General features: G+C 63.7%; 17 protein-coding genes. 12 read left to right on the top strand and 5 right to left on the bottom strand.

Annotated elements, in window-relative coordinates; all coding sequences use genetic code 11:
* The first annotated feature begins 16 nt into the window (after positions 1–16).
* Positions 17–1006, top strand: coding sequence for a DUF1402 family protein (locus ACWGS8_RS19295; protein ID WP_454582418.1), 990 nt, complete (start codon positions 17–19; stop codon positions 1004–1006).
* A 5-nt stretch (positions 1007–1011) separates the two neighbouring features.
* On the opposite strand, the gene ACWGS8_RS19290 is transcribed toward ACWGS8_RS19295, so the two are convergent.
* The 3 genes from ACWGS8_RS19290 to ACWGS8_RS19280 are packed head-to-tail and all read right to left on the bottom strand — an operon-like array spanning position 1012 to position 3686.
* Positions 1012–2250, bottom strand: a complete 1239-nt coding sequence (locus ACWGS8_RS19290; RefSeq protein WP_454582417.1) for an NAD(P)/FAD-dependent oxidoreductase — start codon at positions 2248–2250, stop codon at positions 1012–1014.
* Positions 2247–2561, bottom strand: coding sequence for a MocE family 2Fe-2S type ferredoxin (locus tag ACWGS8_RS19285; protein WP_454582416.1), 315 nt, complete (start codon positions 2559–2561; stop codon positions 2247–2249). The genes ACWGS8_RS19290 and ACWGS8_RS19285 overlap by 4 nt, the downstream gene beginning before the upstream one ends.
* 33 nt (positions 2562–2594) lie before the next feature.
* Positions 2595–3686: a fatty acid desaturase family protein gene (locus ACWGS8_RS19280; protein WP_454582415.1), complete on the bottom strand. Its 1092-nt coding sequence runs from the start codon at positions 3684–3686 to the stop codon at positions 2595–2597.
* A gap of 165 nt (positions 3687–3851) precedes the next feature.
* Here ACWGS8_RS19280 and ACWGS8_RS19275 point away from each other — a divergent pair, with 165 nt between their 5' ends.
* The 8 genes from ACWGS8_RS19275 to ACWGS8_RS19240 all read left to right on the top strand — a co-directional run bounded on the left by ACWGS8_RS19275 (position 3852) and on the right by ACWGS8_RS19240 (position 11631).
* Positions 3852–4883, top strand: coding sequence for a LacI family DNA-binding transcriptional regulator (locus tag ACWGS8_RS19275; protein ID WP_454582414.1), 1032 nt, complete (start codon positions 3852–3854; stop codon positions 4881–4883).
* A 313-nt stretch (positions 4884–5196) separates the two neighbouring features.
* Positions 5197–6138 carry a sugar ABC transporter substrate-binding protein gene (locus ACWGS8_RS19270; protein ID WP_454582413.1) on the top strand — a complete coding sequence of 314 codons (942 nt, stop codon included), beginning with the start codon at positions 5197–5199 and terminating at the stop codon, positions 6136–6138.
* Between the two features lie 108 nt (positions 6139–6246).
* Entirely contained in the window at positions 6247–7323 is a 1077-nt protein-coding gene (locus ACWGS8_RS19265; protein ID WP_454582412.1) for an ABC transporter permease, read from the top strand.
* Between the two features lie 2 nt (positions 7324–7325).
* Positions 7326–8093 (top strand): ATP-binding cassette domain-containing protein, encoded by a 768-nt coding sequence (locus tag ACWGS8_RS19260; RefSeq protein ID WP_010912863.1) that lies wholly within the window; start codon positions 7326–7328, stop codon positions 8091–8093.
* A gap of 119 nt (positions 8094–8212) precedes the next feature.
* Positions 8213–9208, top strand: a complete 996-nt coding sequence (gene iolG / locus ACWGS8_RS19255) for an inositol 2-dehydrogenase (protein WP_454582411.1) — start codon at positions 8213–8215, stop codon at positions 9206–9208.
* Between the two features lie 37 nt (positions 9209–9245).
* Positions 9246–10040 (top strand): SDR family oxidoreductase, encoded by a 795-nt coding sequence (locus ACWGS8_RS19250; protein ID WP_454582410.1) that lies wholly within the window; start codon positions 9246–9248, stop codon positions 10038–10040.
* Positions 10041–10121: 81 nt separating this feature from the next.
* Positions 10122–10349, top strand: coding sequence for a type II toxin-antitoxin system Phd/YefM family antitoxin (locus ACWGS8_RS19245; protein ID WP_454582409.1), 228 nt, complete (start codon positions 10122–10124; stop codon positions 10347–10349).
* 190 nt (positions 10350–10539) lie between these two features.
* Positions 10540–11631 (top strand): 3-deoxy-7-phosphoheptulonate synthase, encoded by a 1092-nt coding sequence (locus ACWGS8_RS19240; RefSeq protein WP_454582408.1) that lies wholly within the window; start codon positions 10540–10542, stop codon positions 11629–11631.
* 32 nt (positions 11632–11663) lie between these two features.
* Here the strand turns inward: ACWGS8_RS19240 and ACWGS8_RS19235 are convergent, their stop codons facing one another.
* On the bottom strand, positions 11664–12299 hold the full coding sequence (locus ACWGS8_RS19235) for a LysE family translocator (protein ID WP_454582407.1): 636 nt from the start codon (positions 12297–12299) through the stop codon (positions 11664–11666).
* A gap of 130 nt (positions 12300–12429) precedes the next feature.
* On the opposite strand from ACWGS8_RS19235, the gene ACWGS8_RS19230 reads away from it, so the two are divergent.
* Positions 12430–13125 carry a helix-turn-helix transcriptional regulator gene (locus ACWGS8_RS19230; protein ID WP_454582406.1) on the top strand — a complete coding sequence of 232 codons (696 nt, stop codon included), beginning with the start codon at positions 12430–12432 and terminating at the stop codon, positions 13123–13125.
* A 12-nt stretch (positions 13126–13137) separates the two neighbouring features.
* Here ACWGS8_RS19230 and ACWGS8_RS19225 read toward each other — a convergent pair whose 3' ends face one another.
* Positions 13138–14247: a Gfo/Idh/MocA family protein gene (locus tag ACWGS8_RS19225; RefSeq protein WP_454582405.1), complete on the bottom strand. Its 1110-nt coding sequence runs from the start codon at positions 14245–14247 to the stop codon at positions 13138–13140.
* Between the two features lie 156 nt (positions 14248–14403).
* On the opposite strand from ACWGS8_RS19225, the gene ACWGS8_RS19220 reads away from it, so the two are divergent.
* Both ACWGS8_RS19220 and ACWGS8_RS19215 read left to right on the top strand, forming a co-directional pair.
* Positions 14404–15249: a MurR/RpiR family transcriptional regulator gene (locus tag ACWGS8_RS19220; protein WP_284276789.1), complete on the top strand. Its 846-nt coding sequence runs from the start codon at positions 14404–14406 to the stop codon at positions 15247–15249.
* A gap of 154 nt (positions 15250–15403) precedes the next feature.
* A complete protein-coding gene (locus ACWGS8_RS19215; protein ID WP_454582404.1) occupies positions 15404–17338 on the top strand; it encodes a bifunctional 5-dehydro-2-deoxygluconokinase/5-dehydro-2-deoxyphosphogluconate aldolase in 1935 nt (644 codons plus the stop codon).
* Positions 17339–17363 lie beyond the last annotated feature (25 nt).

Here is a 17363-nt window from a genome sequence, read left to right as displayed (position 1 = left end):
TGCAGGCGGCGGACGCATGAAAAAACTCATCCCAATCATCCTCAGGCCATTCATTCTCAGGCCAGTCATTCTCGGCTTGACGCTGGCGGCGACGCTGTTCGCGGCCGAGGCGGCGACACTCGTGCCGCCGGGAAACCGCAATGCCGAGCAGCCCGACATTCCCGGCGCCTCGAGCCGGCGCACGCAGGCGACCAACACCACCTTCCAGGCGAAGTACCGCAAAGTTTATGCCTTGCTGCAGAACGACCCCGACCTGCGCGGCAAGATCAAGAAGGCCGCTGCCGCCTATGGCATCGATCCGATGCATATCGTCGGCGCCATTGTTGGCGAGCATACCTACAATGTCGACGCCTATGACCGGCTGCAGACCTACTACGTCAAAGCGATCTCCTACCTCTCCAGCAAGCTGTCTTTCGCCTATGACGGCGAGGACATCACCGATTTCGTGCAGCGGCCGGAATTCAAGAAATGCGCAGGGATGTCGGACAGCTACGACCTGTGGGAATGCCGCGAACAGGTGTGGAACCATGCGTTCCGCGGCAAGAACGTCGGCGGCGAGGACTTTCCCGACGACCGTTTTGGCGCCACCTTCTTCCAGCCCTATTATGCCGGCCAGACTTTCGGGCTCGGCCAGCTCAACCCTTTGACCGCCTTGCAGATGAGCGATCTCGTGCACAAGGTGTCCGGGCTGCCGAAGCTCGATGTCAGCGATCCCAATTCGGTCTACAAGACCATCATGGATCCCGATCTGACGCTGCCTTATGTCGCCGCGACGATCAGGAAATCGATCGATGCCTACAAGAACATTGCCGGCTTCGACATTTCGGGCAATCCCGGGCTAACCGCCACGCTCTACAATGTCGGCAATCCGGAGCAGCGCGCCGATGCGCTGAAGGCGGAGAACGACAGGCGCCATGCCGCCGGCGAGCCGGAAAAACTGCCCGAAGAGAATTATTACGGCTGGCTGGTCAACGACAAGCTGCCGGAGTTGAAGGCGCTGTTCTAGACGCTTCAGGCCGCCAGCAATGATTTCAGCTTGACGGCCTGTGATCCCAACGCCTCCGGCGCGGGCCTGGCCTTCTTGCCGATCAGCATTTCGGCCAGCCGGATGTCGCGGGCGACCGCATTGCCGGGCCCGATGCCGCTGGCGGCGACCAGCCTGCCGTCTTCAGCGAGATGGAAGAGGATGAAGGCGCCATCACCGAGATCGCGGCGTACGTTGTTCTTGCCTTCGTCCGAAAGCCCTGCGATCTGCAGCGACAGGCCATACTGATCCGACCAGAACCATGGCACGGCCGCATGCGCCTTGCCGGCACCGAGCATGTTTTTCGCCGCAAGCGCGCCTTGTTCCTGCGCATTGCGCCAGGCCTCCAGCCGCACACGGCGGCCGCCATAGATGGCAAGCGGAAACGAACAGCAGTCGCCGGCGGCAAAGATGTCGGGATCGCTGCTGCGCAGCTCGGCATCGACGGCGATGCCATTGTCGATGGTCAGGCCGGCTTCTGCCGCGAGCCCGGTCACCGGCACCGCACCGATGCCGATAATGGCGAGGTCGGCTGATATTTCGCGCCCGCCGGCGAGCGTCACGCGCACTTGCCTGCCGTCGTCGGCGATGGACGCAATACCTTGACCACACACGATGTCGACGCCTTCGGCGACATGCGCCTGACGGATGATTGCGGCGATCTCGGCCGGCACGCCGCGCATCAGGATGCGCGGCTGCGCCTCGATGACGGTGACCGCAGCGCCGCGCTTGAGGGCCGCTGCGGCGAGTTCGAGGCCGATGAAGCCGCCGCCGACGACGGCAATGCGGTTGCCGGCCCGGAGATGGCCGCGAATGGCCAGCGCATCGGCAAAGGTCCTGAGATAGACACAGCGCGCGCCAAGGCCAGGCATCGGCAGCTCGCGCGGGGTCGCGCCGGTGGCCAGCAGGAGCTTGTCGTAGGGCAGCACCGAACCGTTGGACAGGCGCACCGTATGCGCCGCGTGATCAATCTTCTCGGCCTGGACGGAATGGATATGCCGGATCGACTTCTCGGCCAGCATCGCATCGCTGGCGATCGCCTTGATTTCCGGCGCGTCTCTGGCCATCGCCTCCTTGGACAGTGGCGGCCGTTCGTAAGGCGGATGCGGCTCGTCGCCGACCAGCGTCACCGGCCCGTCGTAGCAGAGATTGCGCAGCGCAAGTGCTGCCCGCCCGCCGCATTCGCCGGCGCCGATGATGACCATTCCCCGCGCCATCTCCGTCATCCGATCTGGACGAGGACTTTGCCGGCATCGACCTTGACCGGATAGGTTTTCAGGTTGACGCAGACCGGCGCGCCCCTGGCCGCGCCCGTCTTGTAGTTGAAGCGGCCATTGTGCTTGGGGCATTCGATGATGTCGTCCATCACCAGACCGTCGGCGAGATGCACTTTTTCATGCGTGCAAAGCCCGTCCGTGGCGAAATACTCGTCCTCGGGGCTGCGATAGATGGCGAAGGTGCGCCCGCCATGATCGAAGCGCATCACATCCTCTTCGTCGATGTCGTCAGCCGCACAGGCCTCAACCCAGTCGCTCATTCGATCCTCCCGAGAAAAATGGACTCGCCGCGATCATTCCGCCGCGGCGGCGACGGCATCGCTATGGAATTCCTCGCGGTACGGCCTGGCGGTCCGCGGCAGTTCGCGCTTGAGGAAATAGTCCTCGTTGCGCAATTGACGCAGGAAGACCGGGACCATCTCGCGATAGCCGGCCAGGATCGACGGCGTCGGCGCCGGCAGATCGTGCTTGATCAGCTCGTGCAGCTTCGGCAGCGCATGGTAGGGCACCATCGGAAACATGTGATGCTCCACATGGTAGTTCATGTTCCAGTAGATGAAGCGGCTGACCGGGTTCAGGTAGACGGTACGGCTGTTCAGCCTGTGGTCGATGACGTTGTCGGCGAGGCCGCCATGCTGCAGCAGGCCGACCATGACGTGATGCCAGGCGCCGTAGAGCCTGGGCAGGCCGACCAGCATCAGGGGCAGGAACGAGCCGGAATAGAGCGCCAAGGCGATGGTTGCGGCATAGATCGCGGTCCAGATGCGGGCAATACGGATCGCCTTGCCCTGCTCCTGTTCGGGAATGAAGGTCTTTTCGGCGGCGCTGATGTTGCCGGCGGCGTTGCGCAGCATGTCCGACATCGCATGCCAGGCGTCGAGCACACCGACAAAGCCGTGGAGGGCGCGCACCAGGTCCGGCGGCCGCATGACCGAGATTTCCGGGTCACGGCCGACGATGATGGTGTCGGTGTGGTGGCGCGTGTGGCTCCAGCGCCAGGTCACCGGATTGCGCATGATCATGAAGCAGGCGAGCTGATAGACCGCATCATTCATCCACTGCGTGCGGAACGCCGTGCCGTGGCCGCATTCGTGCCAGCGTGAATCGGTCGATGAGCCGTAGAGAACGCCATAGACGAAGAAGAACGGCACGCACCACCAGCTGCCCCAGAACCAGGCGCCGCCGGCGCCGCTGGCGATGAGGGCAGCGAGCCAGATCGCGGTGTCGCGGATCGCCGGCCCGTCGGAGCGCTGCATCAGCTCCTTCATCTGCTTGCGGGGCACGTCGGTGTGATACCACTCGGCCGCCGACAGGCCGTTTTCCACGGCGAGCTTGGCGTCGCGGCCGATCAGGCTGTAGTCACGCCGGGACGGCGCAGTGGTCATGATTGCCTCCTCGGCAGGCACTCGCCCAGGCGACTGCCGGTTACCCCTATGGCACCCAGCGTGAAAATACCGCTTGCCCATGATAGACTCAATATCACAAAGATAGTTTCTATCATTTCCTATCAGAATCATGTATCAACATTTGGCAATCGAACGAGGGCGACCATGGCGAAACGGCCGACCATATCCGATCTGGCGCGCATCTCCGGCGTCAGCGTTGCCACCGTGGACCGCGTGCTTAACAATCGCCTGCCGGTGCGCGAGGAGACCGCGCGGCGCGTCTATGAGACCGCGACCGAGATCGGCTATCACGCGGCCGGCCTGATCAAGCAGCGGATGCGCCATGAACTGCCGGAGTACCGGCTCGGCTTCCTGCTTTTGCGGGGCAACGATGTCTTCTACGGCGATTTCGCAGCGGAGCTCGAACTGGCGGTGTCGCAATCGCAGCGGTTCCGTGGCGTCGCGACCATCGACTTCGCCAGTTCCCTGGTCCCCGACGAGATCGCCGCCCAGATGCGCAGGCTGGCGGCAAAATCGAGGGCCATCGCCGTTGTCGGCCCGGACCATCCGACCCTGACGGCGGTGGTCGAAGCGCTGAAGGCGAAGGGGCAACCGGTCTTCTCGCTGTTGTCCGACTTTGCCGCCGGTATCCGCGAGGGCTATGTCGGCCTCGACAACCGCAAGGTCGGTCGTACCGCGGCCTGGATGATCGCCAGGGCGGCGCGGCAGCCCGGCAAGGTCGCTCTCTTCGTCGGCAGCCATCGCTTCCATGGCCACGAATTGCGCGAGATCGGCTTCCGTTCTTTCTTTCGCGAGCATGCACCCGACTTCAGCGTGCTGGAAACGCTGGTCAATCTGGAGGCAAACCAGGTGACCCATGATGCGATGATCGACCTTCTGGCGCGCTATCCGGATCTTGCGGGCTGCTACGTCGCGGGCGGCGGCATGGAAGGCGCGGTCTCGGCGCTGCGGGCGGCAAGGCCGGTAAATATGCCTGTGGTCGTCTGCAACGAGATCAATGCCGAGTCGCGCGCGGCACTCGCCGACAACATCCTTACGATGGTGATCTCCACGCCGCTCGCCGCGCTCTGCCGCGAACTGGTCGATCGGATGGTGCACGCCATCGAAACCGGCGCGGCCAACGCGCCTGGCCAGACCTTCCTGCCCTTCGACATCTATCTGCCGGAAAATATCTGACCTTTGCGGGCGGGAGCAGCCGCCGGAAATGATAGAATCCATCAGGACGATCCGAAAATCCGGCGGCAGGCCGCGGAATCGCCCTTGACGTTCCGCTGGAATGGAATAAATATTTCACCAACTGTACATTTTGGTTCTTTCGTTCCGGAACACCTGTTTCAAACAAAGGGTTTGGCGTTCCAACCCAAGCAGGGCCAGCCCAGGCAGGGAATGCCAACCGGAGCGAAGCGATATCAGGGAGAGATTCCCCGGGGAGATCGGGGATTCCGGATAAATCGGTGCAACCGGACACCAAAAGTGGAGGAGAGATACAATGAAGAAACTGCTTTTGGGCGTCGCCTTCGCGGCGCTGATGAGTTCATCGGCTTTTGCCGCCAAGATCGGCGTCTCGATGGCCAAGTTCGATGACAACTTCCTCACCGTGCTGCGCAATGGCATGATCGCCCAGGCCAAGGGCATGAGCGGCGTCGAGCTGCAGGTCGAAGACGCACAGAACGACGTTGCCAAGCAGCTCGACCAGATCAAGAACTTCGCCGCCTCGGGCGTCGACGCCATCATCGTCAACCCGGTCGACACCTCGGCCACGCAGGCGATGTCCGACGCTGCCGCCGCCGCCAAGATCCCGCTGGTCTACGTCAACCGCGAGCCGGTCAATGTGAACTCGCTGCCCGACAACCAGGCCTTCGTCGCCTCGAACGAAGCCGATTCCGGCACGCTGGAGACCAAGGAAGTCTGCCGTCTGTTCAAGGAAGCCGGCAAGAAGGAAGCCAATGTCTATGTGATCATGGGCGAGCTTTCCAACCAGGCCGCCGTGCAGCGCACCAAGGACATTGAAGAGGTGATCGCTACGCCGGACTGCAGCTTCATCAAGATCATCGACAAGCAGACCTCGAACTGGAACCGCGACGAGGCGCAGAACCTTATGACCAACTGGCTGTCGACCGGCAAGAAGTTCGACGGCGTCATCGCCAACAATGACGAAAGCGCCATCGGCGCCATCCAGGCGATGAAGGCCGCCAACATCGACATGAAGTCGGTTGTCGTCGGTGGCGTCGACGCCACGCAAGATGCGCTTGCCGCCATGCAGGCCGGCGACCTCGACGTAACCGTGTTCCAGGACGCGGCCGGCCAGGGCGCGGGCGCGCTGGACGCGGCGCTGAAACTGTCCAAGGGCGAGAAGGTCGAGCACAAGGTCTACGTGCCGTTCCAGCTGGTGACCCCGGCAAACATCGACAAGTTCCTGAAGAAGAACTGAGCCGCGGACATAGGGAGCGGCGCTCGCGCGCAAAGGCAGCGCCGCTCCCCCTTTCCTCAGCGCCTGACGGCGCTTGAGGCGCGACCGCGGCTGACGGAGGACAGAAGATTGGCACAGACATCTCATGGCGTCGGAGGGCTCACCTACGATGCGAAGAAGCGCGCCTGGCCGGCCGAATTCAACGTTTTCCTGGCGCTCGTCATTCTCGTCGTCATCTTCGAAGCGATCGGCCGCATCTTTCTCGGCGACAGTTTCCTGTTCAACACCCGCAGCGACGTCTCGGGAATCTTCAATGAGGCCCGCCTGCAGATCATCATCCTGCAGGTGTCGATCGTCGGCATCATCGCCATCGGCGTGACACAGGTGATCATTTGCGGCGGCATCGACCTGTCTTCCGGTTCAATTGTCGGTGCGACCGCGATGATCGCCATGAGTTTCGCCCAGGTGGCGACCGTCAACGGCAATCCCAACCCGAAGGCGATGTTCCTGGCGCAAGGCTGGACCGACCTGCCTGTCATCGTGCCGCTGCTGGTGGCGATCGGCTGTGGGCTGCTCGCCGGCCTGGTCAATGGCGCCTTGATCGCCTACACCCGCATTCCGCCCTTCATCGCCACGCTCGGCATGATGGTGACCGCGCGCGGCATCGCCAAATGGTGGTCCAAGGGCCAGCCGATCTCGTTCCCGACCGACAGTTTCGCGGCGATCGGCAAGGGCCTGATGCCCGTCATCATCTTCCTGTCGTTGGCCGTGCTGTTCCAGCTCATCATGAGCTACACACGCTACGGCAAGCACTGTTACGCGATCGGCTCCAACGAGGACGCCGCGCGCATGTCCGGCATCAAGATCGCCAACCACAAGATCCTGGTCTACGTCATCGCCGGCATTCTCGCCTCGCTCGCCGCGGTGGTGCTCTCGTCCAAGAACCTCACCGCCCAGGCCGGCATGGGGGTGATGTATGAACTCGACGCCATCGCCATGGCGGTCATCGGCGGCGTCTCGCTGTCGGGCGGCCGCGGCTCGATCGTCGGCACGGTGATCGGCTCGCTGATCTTCGGCGTCATCATCTCCGGCTTCACCTTCCTGCGCCTCGACGCCTACTATCAGGAGATGGTCAAGGGCGTGATCATCGTCGGTGCGGTCGTTCTCGACCAGTGGCGCCAACGCCTGCGGGCATTGAGGGCTTGACCATGTCAGACATCGTCCTGAAGACCGAAAACCTGACCAAGCGCTATGGCGGCGTGCATGCGCTGGAAGGCGCCAATTTCGAGCTGCGCAAGGGCGAGCATGTCGCCATCATGGGCGACAACGGCGCCGGCAAATCGACCTTCGTGCGCCAGATCACCGCTGTCGAACAACGCACCAGCGGCCAGATCTGGTTCGACGGCAAGGAGGTGAATTTTGCCGGACCAATCGAGGCGCGCACCGCGGGCATCGAGACAGTGTTCCAGAACCTGGCGCTGGCCGATGATCTCGACGTGCCGTCGAACCTGTTCCTCGGCCGCGAAAAGGTGCTGTTCAATCTGGGGCCCTTCTCGATCCTTGACCGCAAATACATGCGTAAAGCGACCGAGGCGGCGCTGGTGCGCACGGCGGTGAAGATCCCCAATCTCTCCAACACCATCCGCCACATGTCGGGCGGCCAGCGCCAGTGCGTGGCGATCGCCCGGACCGCGACCTTCGCCTCCAAGCTGATCATCATGGACGAGCCGACAGCCGCGCTTGGCGTGCAGGAGACGGCACAGGTCGAAAACATCATCCGCACGCTGAAGGACAATGGCGAGCCGTTGATCCTGATCAGCCACAATATGCGCCAGGTGTTCGACCTGTGCGACCGCATCGTGGTGTTCCGGCGCGGCCGCATCGTCGCCAATCTGCGCAAGGAGAACACCGACGGCCAGGACATCGTCTCCTACATCACCGGCGCCAAGACCGGGGAGGCGGAACTCGCGGCTTGAGGCGGGTGGTCGCCCGTTCCGGGACGATCTGCCGCGCCCAGAAAATACCCCAGCCACCTTTCCCTGACAGGAAGGTGCGGACACAACTCTCTCGAACCCATCCCTCAAAGGAAATATCCATGACTGTTCGTTTCGCCCTCCTCGGTGCCGGCCGCATCGGCAAGGTCCACGCCCGCGCCGTCGGCTCCAACCCCGATGCAAAGCTGGTTGCGGTGGCCGATGCCTTCGAGAAGGCAGCGACCGAACTGGCAACGGCCTATGGCGCCGAAGTGCGCAGCATCGACGCCATCGAGAAGGCCAAGGACATCGACGCCGTCGTCATCTGCACGCCGACCGACACCCATGCCGATCTGATCGAGCGTTTCGCCAAGGCCGGCAAGGCGATCTTCTGCGAGAAGCCGATCGACCTCGACGTCAAGCGGGTGGAAAAATGCCTGGCCGTGGTCGAGAAGGCAAAGGCGACGCTGATGGTCGGCTTCAACCGCCGCTTCGACCCGCATTTCGCCGCCGTGCGCAAGGCGATCGACGACGGCGCCATCGGCACGGTCGAGATGGTCACCATCACCTCGCGCGATCCAGGCGCGCCGCCGATCGACTACATCAAGCGCTCGGGCGGCATTTTCCGCGACATGACCATCCATGATTTCGACATGGCGCGCTTCCTGCTCGGCGAGGAGCCGGTCGCGGTCTCCGCGCATGCCTCGGTGCTGGTCGACAAGAAGATTGGCGAGGCCGGCGATTTCGATAGCGTCAGCGTCATCCTGGAGACGGCTTCCGGCAAGCAGGCCGTCATCTCCAATTCGCGCCGCGCCACCTATGGTTACGACCAGCGCATCGAAGTGCATGGCTCGAAGGGCATGATCGCGGCCGAGAACCAGCGGCCGGTGTCGATCGAACTGGCCAATGAGAAGGGCTATACGCGCCCGCCGCTGCACGATTTCTTCATGACCCGCTACCTCGACGCCTATGCCATCGAGATCGCCTCGTTCATCGCCGCCGCGACGTCCGGCAAGAAGGCGGCGCCGAGCGGCGCCGACGGCCTCGTGGCACTGAAGCTGGCGGATGCGGCGCTGAAGTCGGCGACGACTGGCAATACCGTCCGTCTCGACAAGTAAGAACCAGAATCCGGACCGAAACCACAGGAGCAAAGCGATGAGCGCATCTTCCAATCGCAATCATGAGACACGCGCCATCGTCACCGGCGGCGCGCAAGGCATCGGCTTCGCCGTCGCCGAGGCGCTGGCCGACGAGGGCTGCCGAGCGCTGGCGCTCATCGGCCGCTCGCAGGAGAAGGGCGACAAGGCCGTCGCTCATTTCAAGAAGTTGGGTGTCGACGCCATCTTCATCAGCGCCGATGTCTCGAAGGTGGCCGACTGCAAGCGCGCGGTGGCGACCGCGCTCGCGCATTTCGGCACGCTGAACGCGCTGGTCAACGCCGCCGCCACCTCGGCGCGCGGCTCGCTGGTCGAGACCTCGGAAGAGCTTTTCGACCAGATCTTCGACACCAATGTGCGTGGACCCTTCTTCCTGATGCAGGGCCTGGTCGCGCATCTCCTGGAGCGCAAGGCGCCGGGCTCGATCGTCAACGTGCTGTCGATGTCGGCACATACCGGCCAGTCGTTCCTGACGCCCTATTCGACCAGCAAGGGCGCGCTGATGACGCTGACCAAGAACGTCGCCAATGCCTATCGCTACAACCGCATCCGCTGCAACGCCGTGCTGCCCGGCTGGATGGACACCGAGGGCGAGGACATCGTGCAGAAGAAATGGCACGATGCCCCGGACGACTGGCTGGCGAAGGCCGAGGCCGCACAGCCGATGGGCCAGTTGGTGAAACCTGACCAGCTCGCGCGGCTGATCAGCTATATGGTCAGCCCGCAATCTGGCGTCATGACAGGATCGCTGGTCGACTACGACCAGAGCGTTGCCGGGTCGTCGCCGGAGTAGGCGTCGCGCCCTGTTGCTGCAGCATCGACATTCCCGCATAGTTCGTGAGGTGAGAGCCGTCAGGGGGTTGGAATGCTGTGTGTGCCCAGAGATACTAACTGGACTGTCACCGGAGCAAAGGCCCAGCTCTCAGAGGTCATCGAGCGCGCGCAGTCGGCACCGCAGACGATAACCAGAAACGGCAAACCAATCGTGGTTGTCGTCTCGGTCGAAGAATGGCAGCGAAAGACCATGCGCAAGGGTACGCTTGCGCAGTTCCTGCTGAACTCGCCGCTGCGCGGCGCCGATCTCCTTGTATCAGGTACGTGACAAACGCCTCGGCTTCGACTATATGAGCCGCATGATCCACCTGTCCGCCACCTATTGGTACTTTAGCAGCTCGCTGGCGGCGGGAGGATTGCGCTCGATCTGAAGATTGCAGCAACAAGATCCGAACAGCCGCCAGACCTGGCGGCTTTTTTGTTTCAGCCGGCAGGTCTCCCAACAGGAGCAGAAAGCCGTGTTGACCACCACAGACGACCTCCGGGTCAAGGAAATCCGAGAACTGAGCACGCCCGACCAGGTGATGCGGGAGATCCCGCGCACGCTGACGGCGACGCGCACCGTGAGCGCCTCACGCAATGCGATCCACGCTATTTTGAACGGCACCGACGACCGGCTGCTTGTCGTCGTCGGCCCCTGTTCGATCCACGATCCGGTCGCGGCCGTCGACTATGCCAGCCGTCTGGCGGCGCTGCGCGAGACCCTGTCCGACCGGCTCGAGATCGTGATGCGGGTGTATTTCGAGAAGCCGCGCACCACGGTCGGCTGGAAGGGGCTGATCAATGATCCCGACCTCGACGGCAGCTTCAACATCGACAAGGGACTCAGGATGGCGCGCAACGTGCTGTCGGCCGTCAACAATCTCGGCCTGCCGGCGGCGACCGAATTCCTCGACATGACCACGCCGCAATACATTGCCGACCTCGTCGCCTGGGGCGCCATCGGCGCGCGCACCACCGAGAGCCAGATCCATCGCGAGCTGGCCTCGGGCCTGTCCTGCCCGGTCGGCTTCAAGAACGGCACCGACGGCAATCTCAGGATCGCCGGCGAAGCGGTGAAATCCGCCGCCCAGCCGCATCATTTCATGGCGGTGACCAAGGGCGGGCGCAGCGGCATCGCCACCACCACCGGCAATGAGGACTGCCATGTCATCCTGCGCGGCGGCATCCAGCCGAACTATGATGCGGCAAGCGTCGAAGCCGCGAGCGTCGAGCTCGCCCGCATCGGTGTCGCGCCCCGGCTGATGATCGATGTCAGCCACGCCAACTCGAGCAAGAAGCCCGAGAACCAGCCCAAGGTCGCCGCCGACGTGGCGGGCCAGGTGGCGGCGGGCGACGAGCGCATCATCGGCCTGATGATCGAGAGCAATCTCGTCGCCGGCCGGCAGGACGTGGTGCCCGGCAAGCCGCTCGTCTACGGCCAGAGCATCACCGACGGCTGCATCGACTGGACGACCACCGAGACCGTGCTGCACGGCCTTGCCGGGGCTGTCGAATGGCGGCGGTCGGCACGCCGCGCCATGCTGGAAAGCCGCCAGGGCGCTGCCTGATCCGATGACGATGTGGGAAGGGCGGCGCTAGATTACGCCGCCCTCAGCCCTTCCCAAGCGGTGAACACCGAGACCGCAAAGAGCAACAGCCCGGCGGCGCGACCGGCAAGGATGGTCGCCCGCGGATTGGCGATCAGAAGCTTGCGGCTGCGACCGGCTGATATCGCGAGCCCGCCATAGATCGCGGCCTGCGTGATGACCGTCATCAGGCCCATGACGGTCGCCTGCATCCAGATCGGGCCGTAGTCCGGCTTCAGGAACTGCGGATAGACGGCAAGCACGAACAGATAGGCCTTCGGATTGATCAGGCAGGTCACCAGCCCCTGGCGAAACGCTTTCCATGCCGAGCGGCTGCCCACGGGTCCATCGTGACCGACGGTGATGGAGCTGCGCATCAGCGTGATGCCGATGAAGGCCATGTAGGCGGCGCCGGCGATCAGCAGCGGCGTGAACAGGATCGGCACGAAATGCATGAGAAGCCCGACGCCGATCGCCCCGTTCAGCGTGTGCACCATGCCGCCGACCATGATGCCGCCGGTCGCGGCCAGGCCCCTGTCACGGCCGCCGGTCAACGCATTGGCCAGCACGAACAGCATGTCCATGCCCGGAACGGCGATGATGCCGAACAGCAGGATAAAGAAAAGCCAGAGATTTTCCGCGTAGCCCATGTCAGTTGCCTGTCGCCTCGTTCCACCAAGCCGTAGCGGAAGCTGTTGATTTTCAATTCGATAGGCAGTCCTATAGGTCGACCCAACTGACAATGGTGTGTCAGTTGCGGTCGGAGCCGGGTGAGGAAAAATGCGCAAGGCGTCACGCCTGTTCGAGATCATCCAGATCCTGCGGCTGGCGCGGCAGCCGGTGACGGCGGCCATGATCGCCGAGCGGCTGGAAGTGACGATACGGTCGATCTATCGCGATATCGCCGCACTGCAGGCGATGCGCGTGCCGATCGAGGGCGGGCGCGGCATCGGCTACATACTGCGCCCCGGTTTCGACCTGCCGCCGCTGATGTTTTCGATCGAGGAGATGGAGGCGATCGTGCTGTCGCTGGCGCTGCTGGAGCGCACGGGAGACGACGAACTCAAGCAGGCGGCCAAGCGCGTCAGCGGCAAGATCGCCGGCGCGGTGCCGCCGCCGCTGCGCCAGACGTTCGACGCCAATGCGCTGCATGCCTGGGGTTTTGCCGCACCCTCGGCAGGCACGATCGACCTGGCGCTGGTGCGCCGCGCCATCCGCGACGAGGAGAAGCTCGACCTCTCCTATCGCGACGAAGCAGGCCGGACCACGCAACGCATCATCCGGCCGATCGCGCTGATCTACTACGCTGAGTCCGCCAACATCGTCGCCTGGTGCGAACTGCGGGACGCCATCCGCAATTTCCGCAGCGACCGCATCGAGGATTGCCAGCCAACCGGGCTGCACTTCAAGGGCGAAGGCGACCGCCTGCGCCAGATCTGGGTCGATGGCTGGGAGACCCCGGCTCCCAGCGGCTAAGACGAGCGGGCATTACCGCACATCCACCCAGCGCTTTTCCTCGAAGGAGCGCGCCATAGCGTGCACGGTGCGCTCGATTTCCAGACCCTCGGCGAATTCGATGAGGCGCGCCGGCCTGCCGGCGAGCCGCGTCAGCAATTCGTGGCACTCGATGATCTTGAGGTCGTTGAAGCCCAGGCCATGGCCGGGCGCCGGCAGGAAAGCGTCGTAGGGCTTGTGATGCGGCGCCACCAGGATGGTGCGGTAGCCTTGCTCGGTCGGGCGATCCGCGGTGAGATAGAGCTGCAATTCGTTCATCCGCTCCTGGTCGAACAGGATCGACCCTTTCGAGCCGAAGATCTGGATGGCGATGCGGCCCTTGCGGCCCCAGGCCGAGCGGTTGACCTGGAGCGTGCCGGCAATGCCATTTTCCAGATGCATCAAGACGCTGGCTATATCATAGGTGTCGACCGCGCGGCGTCCGCCCGCCGCCAGCTTGCGGTCGGCATAGGGCTTGGCCATGTCGCAGATGACGCTGGCGACGCGGCCGAACAGCACCGAGACCAGCGACAGCGGATGCACGGCGAAATCGTCGAGCGCGCCATAGCCGGAGGCAGCCTCGTGCTTCCAGAAGAACAGCGCCTCGGGATCGGCCATGAAGTCCTCGTCCATCTCGATGCGCAGATGGTTGACCTCGCCGATGATCTTCTCGTCGAGCAGCGCGCCGATGTGACGGATGGCCGGGCTCTGGATGTAGTTGTAGCCCAGGGCAGCGACCTTGCCGGATTTCCTGGCCGCTGCCGCCATCGCCTCGGCTTCGGCAAAGCTCGGCGCCATCGGTTTTTCGCACCAGAGATGCTTGCCGGCCTGGAGGATGGCGATCGCCATTTCCGGATGGAACTGGTTGGGCGTGGTCAGCGAGACGATATCGACGTCCGGATCGTTGACGACGGCACGCCAGTCGCCGGATGCCTTGGCAAAGCCGAACTCGCCCGCCTTGCGCCGGGCCAACTCCTCATTGACCTCGCCCAGATGAACAAGCCTGGGCTTGGCCACGTCGGGAAAGACGGCGCCGACGGCACTCCACGCAATGGCGTGGCATTTGCCCATGAAACCCGTGCCGATAAGACCCACGCCGACCATTTTCCGTTTCCTCCGCTGCCTGAAGCACTGCGTGGATGAATTAGTCCATTTTCTCTCAGAATGGAATGTCTGCCTCATTTTTTATGGCGTTCTTGCGCAGGCTCGCTATGATGGGGCAGAGAGGACGTTTCACGGATGAGCTTGGACGGGCCGACGATGGACGAACGGATACCTCGCGACTTCGAGACGCTGCGCGCCACCATCCTCGACCGGCGCGAAAGCCTGCCGAAGCGCATCGCCCAGATCGCCGCCTACGCGCTCGACAATCCCGACGACATCGCCTTCGGCACCGCCGCCAGCATCGCCGCCTCCGCCGGCGTGCAGCCCTCAACCCTGATCCGCTTTGCCCAGCAGCTCGGTTTCGACGGCTTCACCAGCCTGCAGCAGGTGTTCCGCGAGCGGCTGCGCGAGCGCAACTCGTCCTATGACGAGCGGCTGCAGGCGCTGCGTGCCAAGGCCGAGGGCGGCGCCGGTCACCGGGCGATCTTCGACGGTTTCGTCGCCGCCGCCAGCACCTCGCTCAACGACATTTCGCGCACGCTGGATGACGCGCATCTGGAAGACGCGATTTCGCTGCTGGCGAAGGCGCAGACCATCTATGTCTTGGCCAAGCGCCGCTCCTATCCGGTCGCGACCTATATCGCCTATGCGCTGGGCAAGCTGAAGATCCGTAACCAGCTGATCGAATCGGCCGCCGGCCTGAACGCCGAGATGATCGCCTTCGCCACGCCGGCGGACGCCGTCATCGCCATCTCCTTCTCGCCCTATGCGCCGGCCACCATCGAGGAGGCACGCACCATTTCGGAACAGGGCGTGCCGATCGTCGCCATCACCGACAGCTCGTTTTCGCCGCTCGCCCAGTTCGCCAGGGTCTGGTTCGAGGTTGCCGAGGCGGATTTCGCCGGCTTCCGTTCGCTGTCGGCAACGATGGCGCTGGCCATGGCGCTGACCGTTGGCGTCGGCGAGAAGCGGCGCGATATGGGCCGCAAGCGCAAGGCCTAGGCCTACACCAAAAGGCAATTTTAGGCCGGGGAATGCTCATTCCATATTGACTATGGATTGGAATTATTATTTCATATTCCCGGCACCACGCCGCCGCTCGCGCGTGTTACCCAAACAATGTTGTTCCTGACAACAAGACTGACGGGAGGTTCCAATGAGCGAAGCCGTGGACGCCAGACAGGCGCCGCTCGACGTCATCACCATCGGTCGCGCTTCCGTCGACCTCTATGGCCAGCAGATCGGCTCGCGGCTGGAGGACATCACCTCGTTCGCCAAGTCGGTCGGCGGGTGCCCGGCCAACATTTCGGTCGGCACGGCGAGGCTTGGCCTGCGCTCGGCGCTGCTGACGCGCGTCGGCGACGAGCAGATGGGCCGCTTCATCCGCGAACAGCTGAAGCGCGAAGGCGTCAACACCGACGGGCTGAAGACCGACAAGGAGCGGTTGACCGCCCTGGTGCTGCTTTCGGTCGAGAGCGAAGGCGTGTCGCCGATGATCTTCTACCGCTCGGACTGCGCCGACATGGCGCTGGCCGAAGAGGATATCGATGAGGCGTTTATCGCTTCGGCCCGCGCCATCGTCGTCACCGGCACGCATTTTTCCCGGCCCAACAGCGACGCCGCCCAGCGCAAGGCGATCCGCATCATGAAAGCCAAGGGCGGCAAGGTTGTTTTCGACATCGACTATCGGCCCAATCTGTGGGGCCTTGCCGGACATGCCGAGGGGTTCGAGCGCTATGTCAAATCGGACCGGGTCTCGGCCCAGCTGAAAACGGTGCTGCCCGATTGCGACCTCATCGTCGGCACCGAGGAAGAGATCATGATCGCGTCGGGCGCCGACGACTGCCTGAGCGCGCTGAAGACGATCCGCGCGCTGTCGGCGGCCACCATCGTCTTGAAGCGCGGCGCCATGGGCTGCATCGTCTATGACGGACCGATCAGCGACGATCTCGAGGACGGTGTCGTCGGCAAGGGTTTTCCGATCGAGATCTACAATGTGCTGGGTGCCGGCGACGCCTTCATGTCCGGGTTCCTGCGCGGCTGGCTGGGTGGCGAAGACCATGCGACGGCGGCGACCTGGGCCAATGCGTGCGGTGCCTTTGCCGTGTCGCGGCTGCTTTGCGCCCCGGAATATCCGACCTTCGAGGAGCTGCAGTTCTTCCTCAAGAACGGCAGCAAATACAGGGCGCTGCGCAAGGACGAGGCGATCAACCACATCCATTGGGCGACGACGCGCCGGCGCGACATCCCGTCGCTGATGGCGCTCGCCTGCGACCACCGCGTGCAGCTCGAGGACGTGGCGGCGAAGGCCGGCGCCGATCCGGCGCGCATCCGCGATTTCAAGGTGCTGGCGGTCAAGGCGGCGGCCAAGGTCGCCGCCGGCCGTGACGGCTATGGCATGCTGATCGATGAGAAACATGGCCGCGAGGCGATGTTCGAATTCGCCAGGCATTCCTTCGCCTGGCTCGGACGCCCCGTCGAACTGCCGGGCTCGCGGCCGCTGCGCTTCGAATTCTCGCAGGACATCGGCTCCCAGCTGGTGGAATGGCCGGTCGACCATTGCATCAAGTGCCTGTGCTTCTACCATCCCGACGATCCGGCGGCCTTGAAGGAAGAACAGCAGCAGAAATTGCGCGCGCTGTTCGAGGCGGCGCGGAAGGTCGGTCGGGAACTGCTCATCGAGATCATCGCCGGCAAGCACGGCAAGCTCGACGACACAACCATTCCGCGCGCACTGGAGGAGCTCTATGCGCTCGGCATCAAGCCGGATTGGTGGAAACTCGAACCGCAGGCTTCAGCGGGTGCCTGGACCAGGATCGAAGCGGTCATCCTGAAGCACGATCCGTGGTGCCGTGGCATCGTGCTGCTTGGCCTGGAAGCGCCGCAGGATGAGCTGGAAGCGGCGTTTGCCGCCACCGCCAAGGCGCCGATCGTCAAGGGCTTTGCCGTCGGCCGCACCATCTTCGTGCATGCGGCCGAGGCGTGGCTGGCCGGCAGGATGTCGGATGACGATGCCGTCGCCGACATGGCGTCGCGCTTCGAACAGTTGACCGAGGCGTGGCTTGCCGCGCGCGGCCGCAAGGCGGCATAAGAAGGCGCGACAAAAGGACCGCGGA

This window comes from Mesorhizobium sp. 43Arga (assembly GCF_053714255.1).
The sequence above is the reverse complement of the archived record's forward strand: the minus strand, read 5'-3'. Positions and strand labels throughout refer to the sequence as shown.

What these genes read in the sequence shown, in the direction of transcription:
- ACWGS8_RS19295 (WP_454582418.1), top strand. Translation starts at nt 17, where the DNA reads ATGAAAAAACTCATCCCAATCATCCTCAGGCCATTCATTCTCAGGCCA.
- ACWGS8_RS19290 (WP_454582417.1), bottom strand. Translation starts at nt 2,250, where the DNA reads ATGACGGAGATGGCGCGGGGAATGGTCATCATCGGCGCCGGCGAATGC.
- ACWGS8_RS19285 (WP_454582416.1), bottom strand. Translation starts at nt 2,561, where the DNA reads ATGAGCGACTGGGTTGAGGCCTGTGCGGCTGACGACATCGACGAAGAG.
- ACWGS8_RS19280 (WP_454582415.1), bottom strand. Translation starts at nt 3,686, where the DNA reads ATGACCACTGCGCCGTCCCGGCGTGACTACAGCCTGATCGGCCGCGAC.
- ACWGS8_RS19275 (WP_454582414.1), top strand. Translation starts at nt 3,852, where the DNA reads ATGGCGAAACGGCCGACCATATCCGATCTGGCGCGCATCTCCGGCGTC.
- ACWGS8_RS19270 (WP_454582413.1), top strand. Translation starts at nt 5,197, where the DNA reads ATGAAGAAACTGCTTTTGGGCGTCGCCTTCGCGGCGCTGATGAGTTCA.
- ACWGS8_RS19260 (WP_010912863.1), top strand. Translation starts at nt 7,326, where the DNA reads ATGTCAGACATCGTCCTGAAGACCGAAAACCTGACCAAGCGCTATGGC.
- iolG (WP_454582411.1), top strand. Translation starts at nt 8,213, where the DNA reads ATGACTGTTCGTTTCGCCCTCCTCGGTGCCGGCCGCATCGGCAAGGTC.
- ACWGS8_RS19250 (WP_454582410.1), top strand. Translation starts at nt 9,246, where the DNA reads ATGAGCGCATCTTCCAATCGCAATCATGAGACACGCGCCATCGTCACC.
- ACWGS8_RS19235 (WP_454582407.1), bottom strand. Translation starts at nt 12,299, where the DNA reads ATGGGCTACGCGGAAAATCTCTGGCTTTTCTTTATCCTGCTGTTCGGC.
- ACWGS8_RS19230 (WP_454582406.1), top strand. Translation starts at nt 12,430, where the DNA reads ATGCGCAAGGCGTCACGCCTGTTCGAGATCATCCAGATCCTGCGGCTG.
- ACWGS8_RS19225 (WP_454582405.1), bottom strand. Translation starts at nt 14,247, where the DNA reads ATGGTCGGCGTGGGTCTTATCGGCACGGGTTTCATGGGCAAATGCCAC.
- ACWGS8_RS19220 (WP_284276789.1), top strand. Translation starts at nt 14,404, where the DNA reads ATGGACGAACGGATACCTCGCGACTTCGAGACGCTGCGCGCCACCATC.
- ACWGS8_RS19215 (WP_454582404.1), top strand. Translation starts at nt 15,404, where the DNA reads ATGAGCGAAGCCGTGGACGCCAGACAGGCGCCGCTCGACGTCATCACC.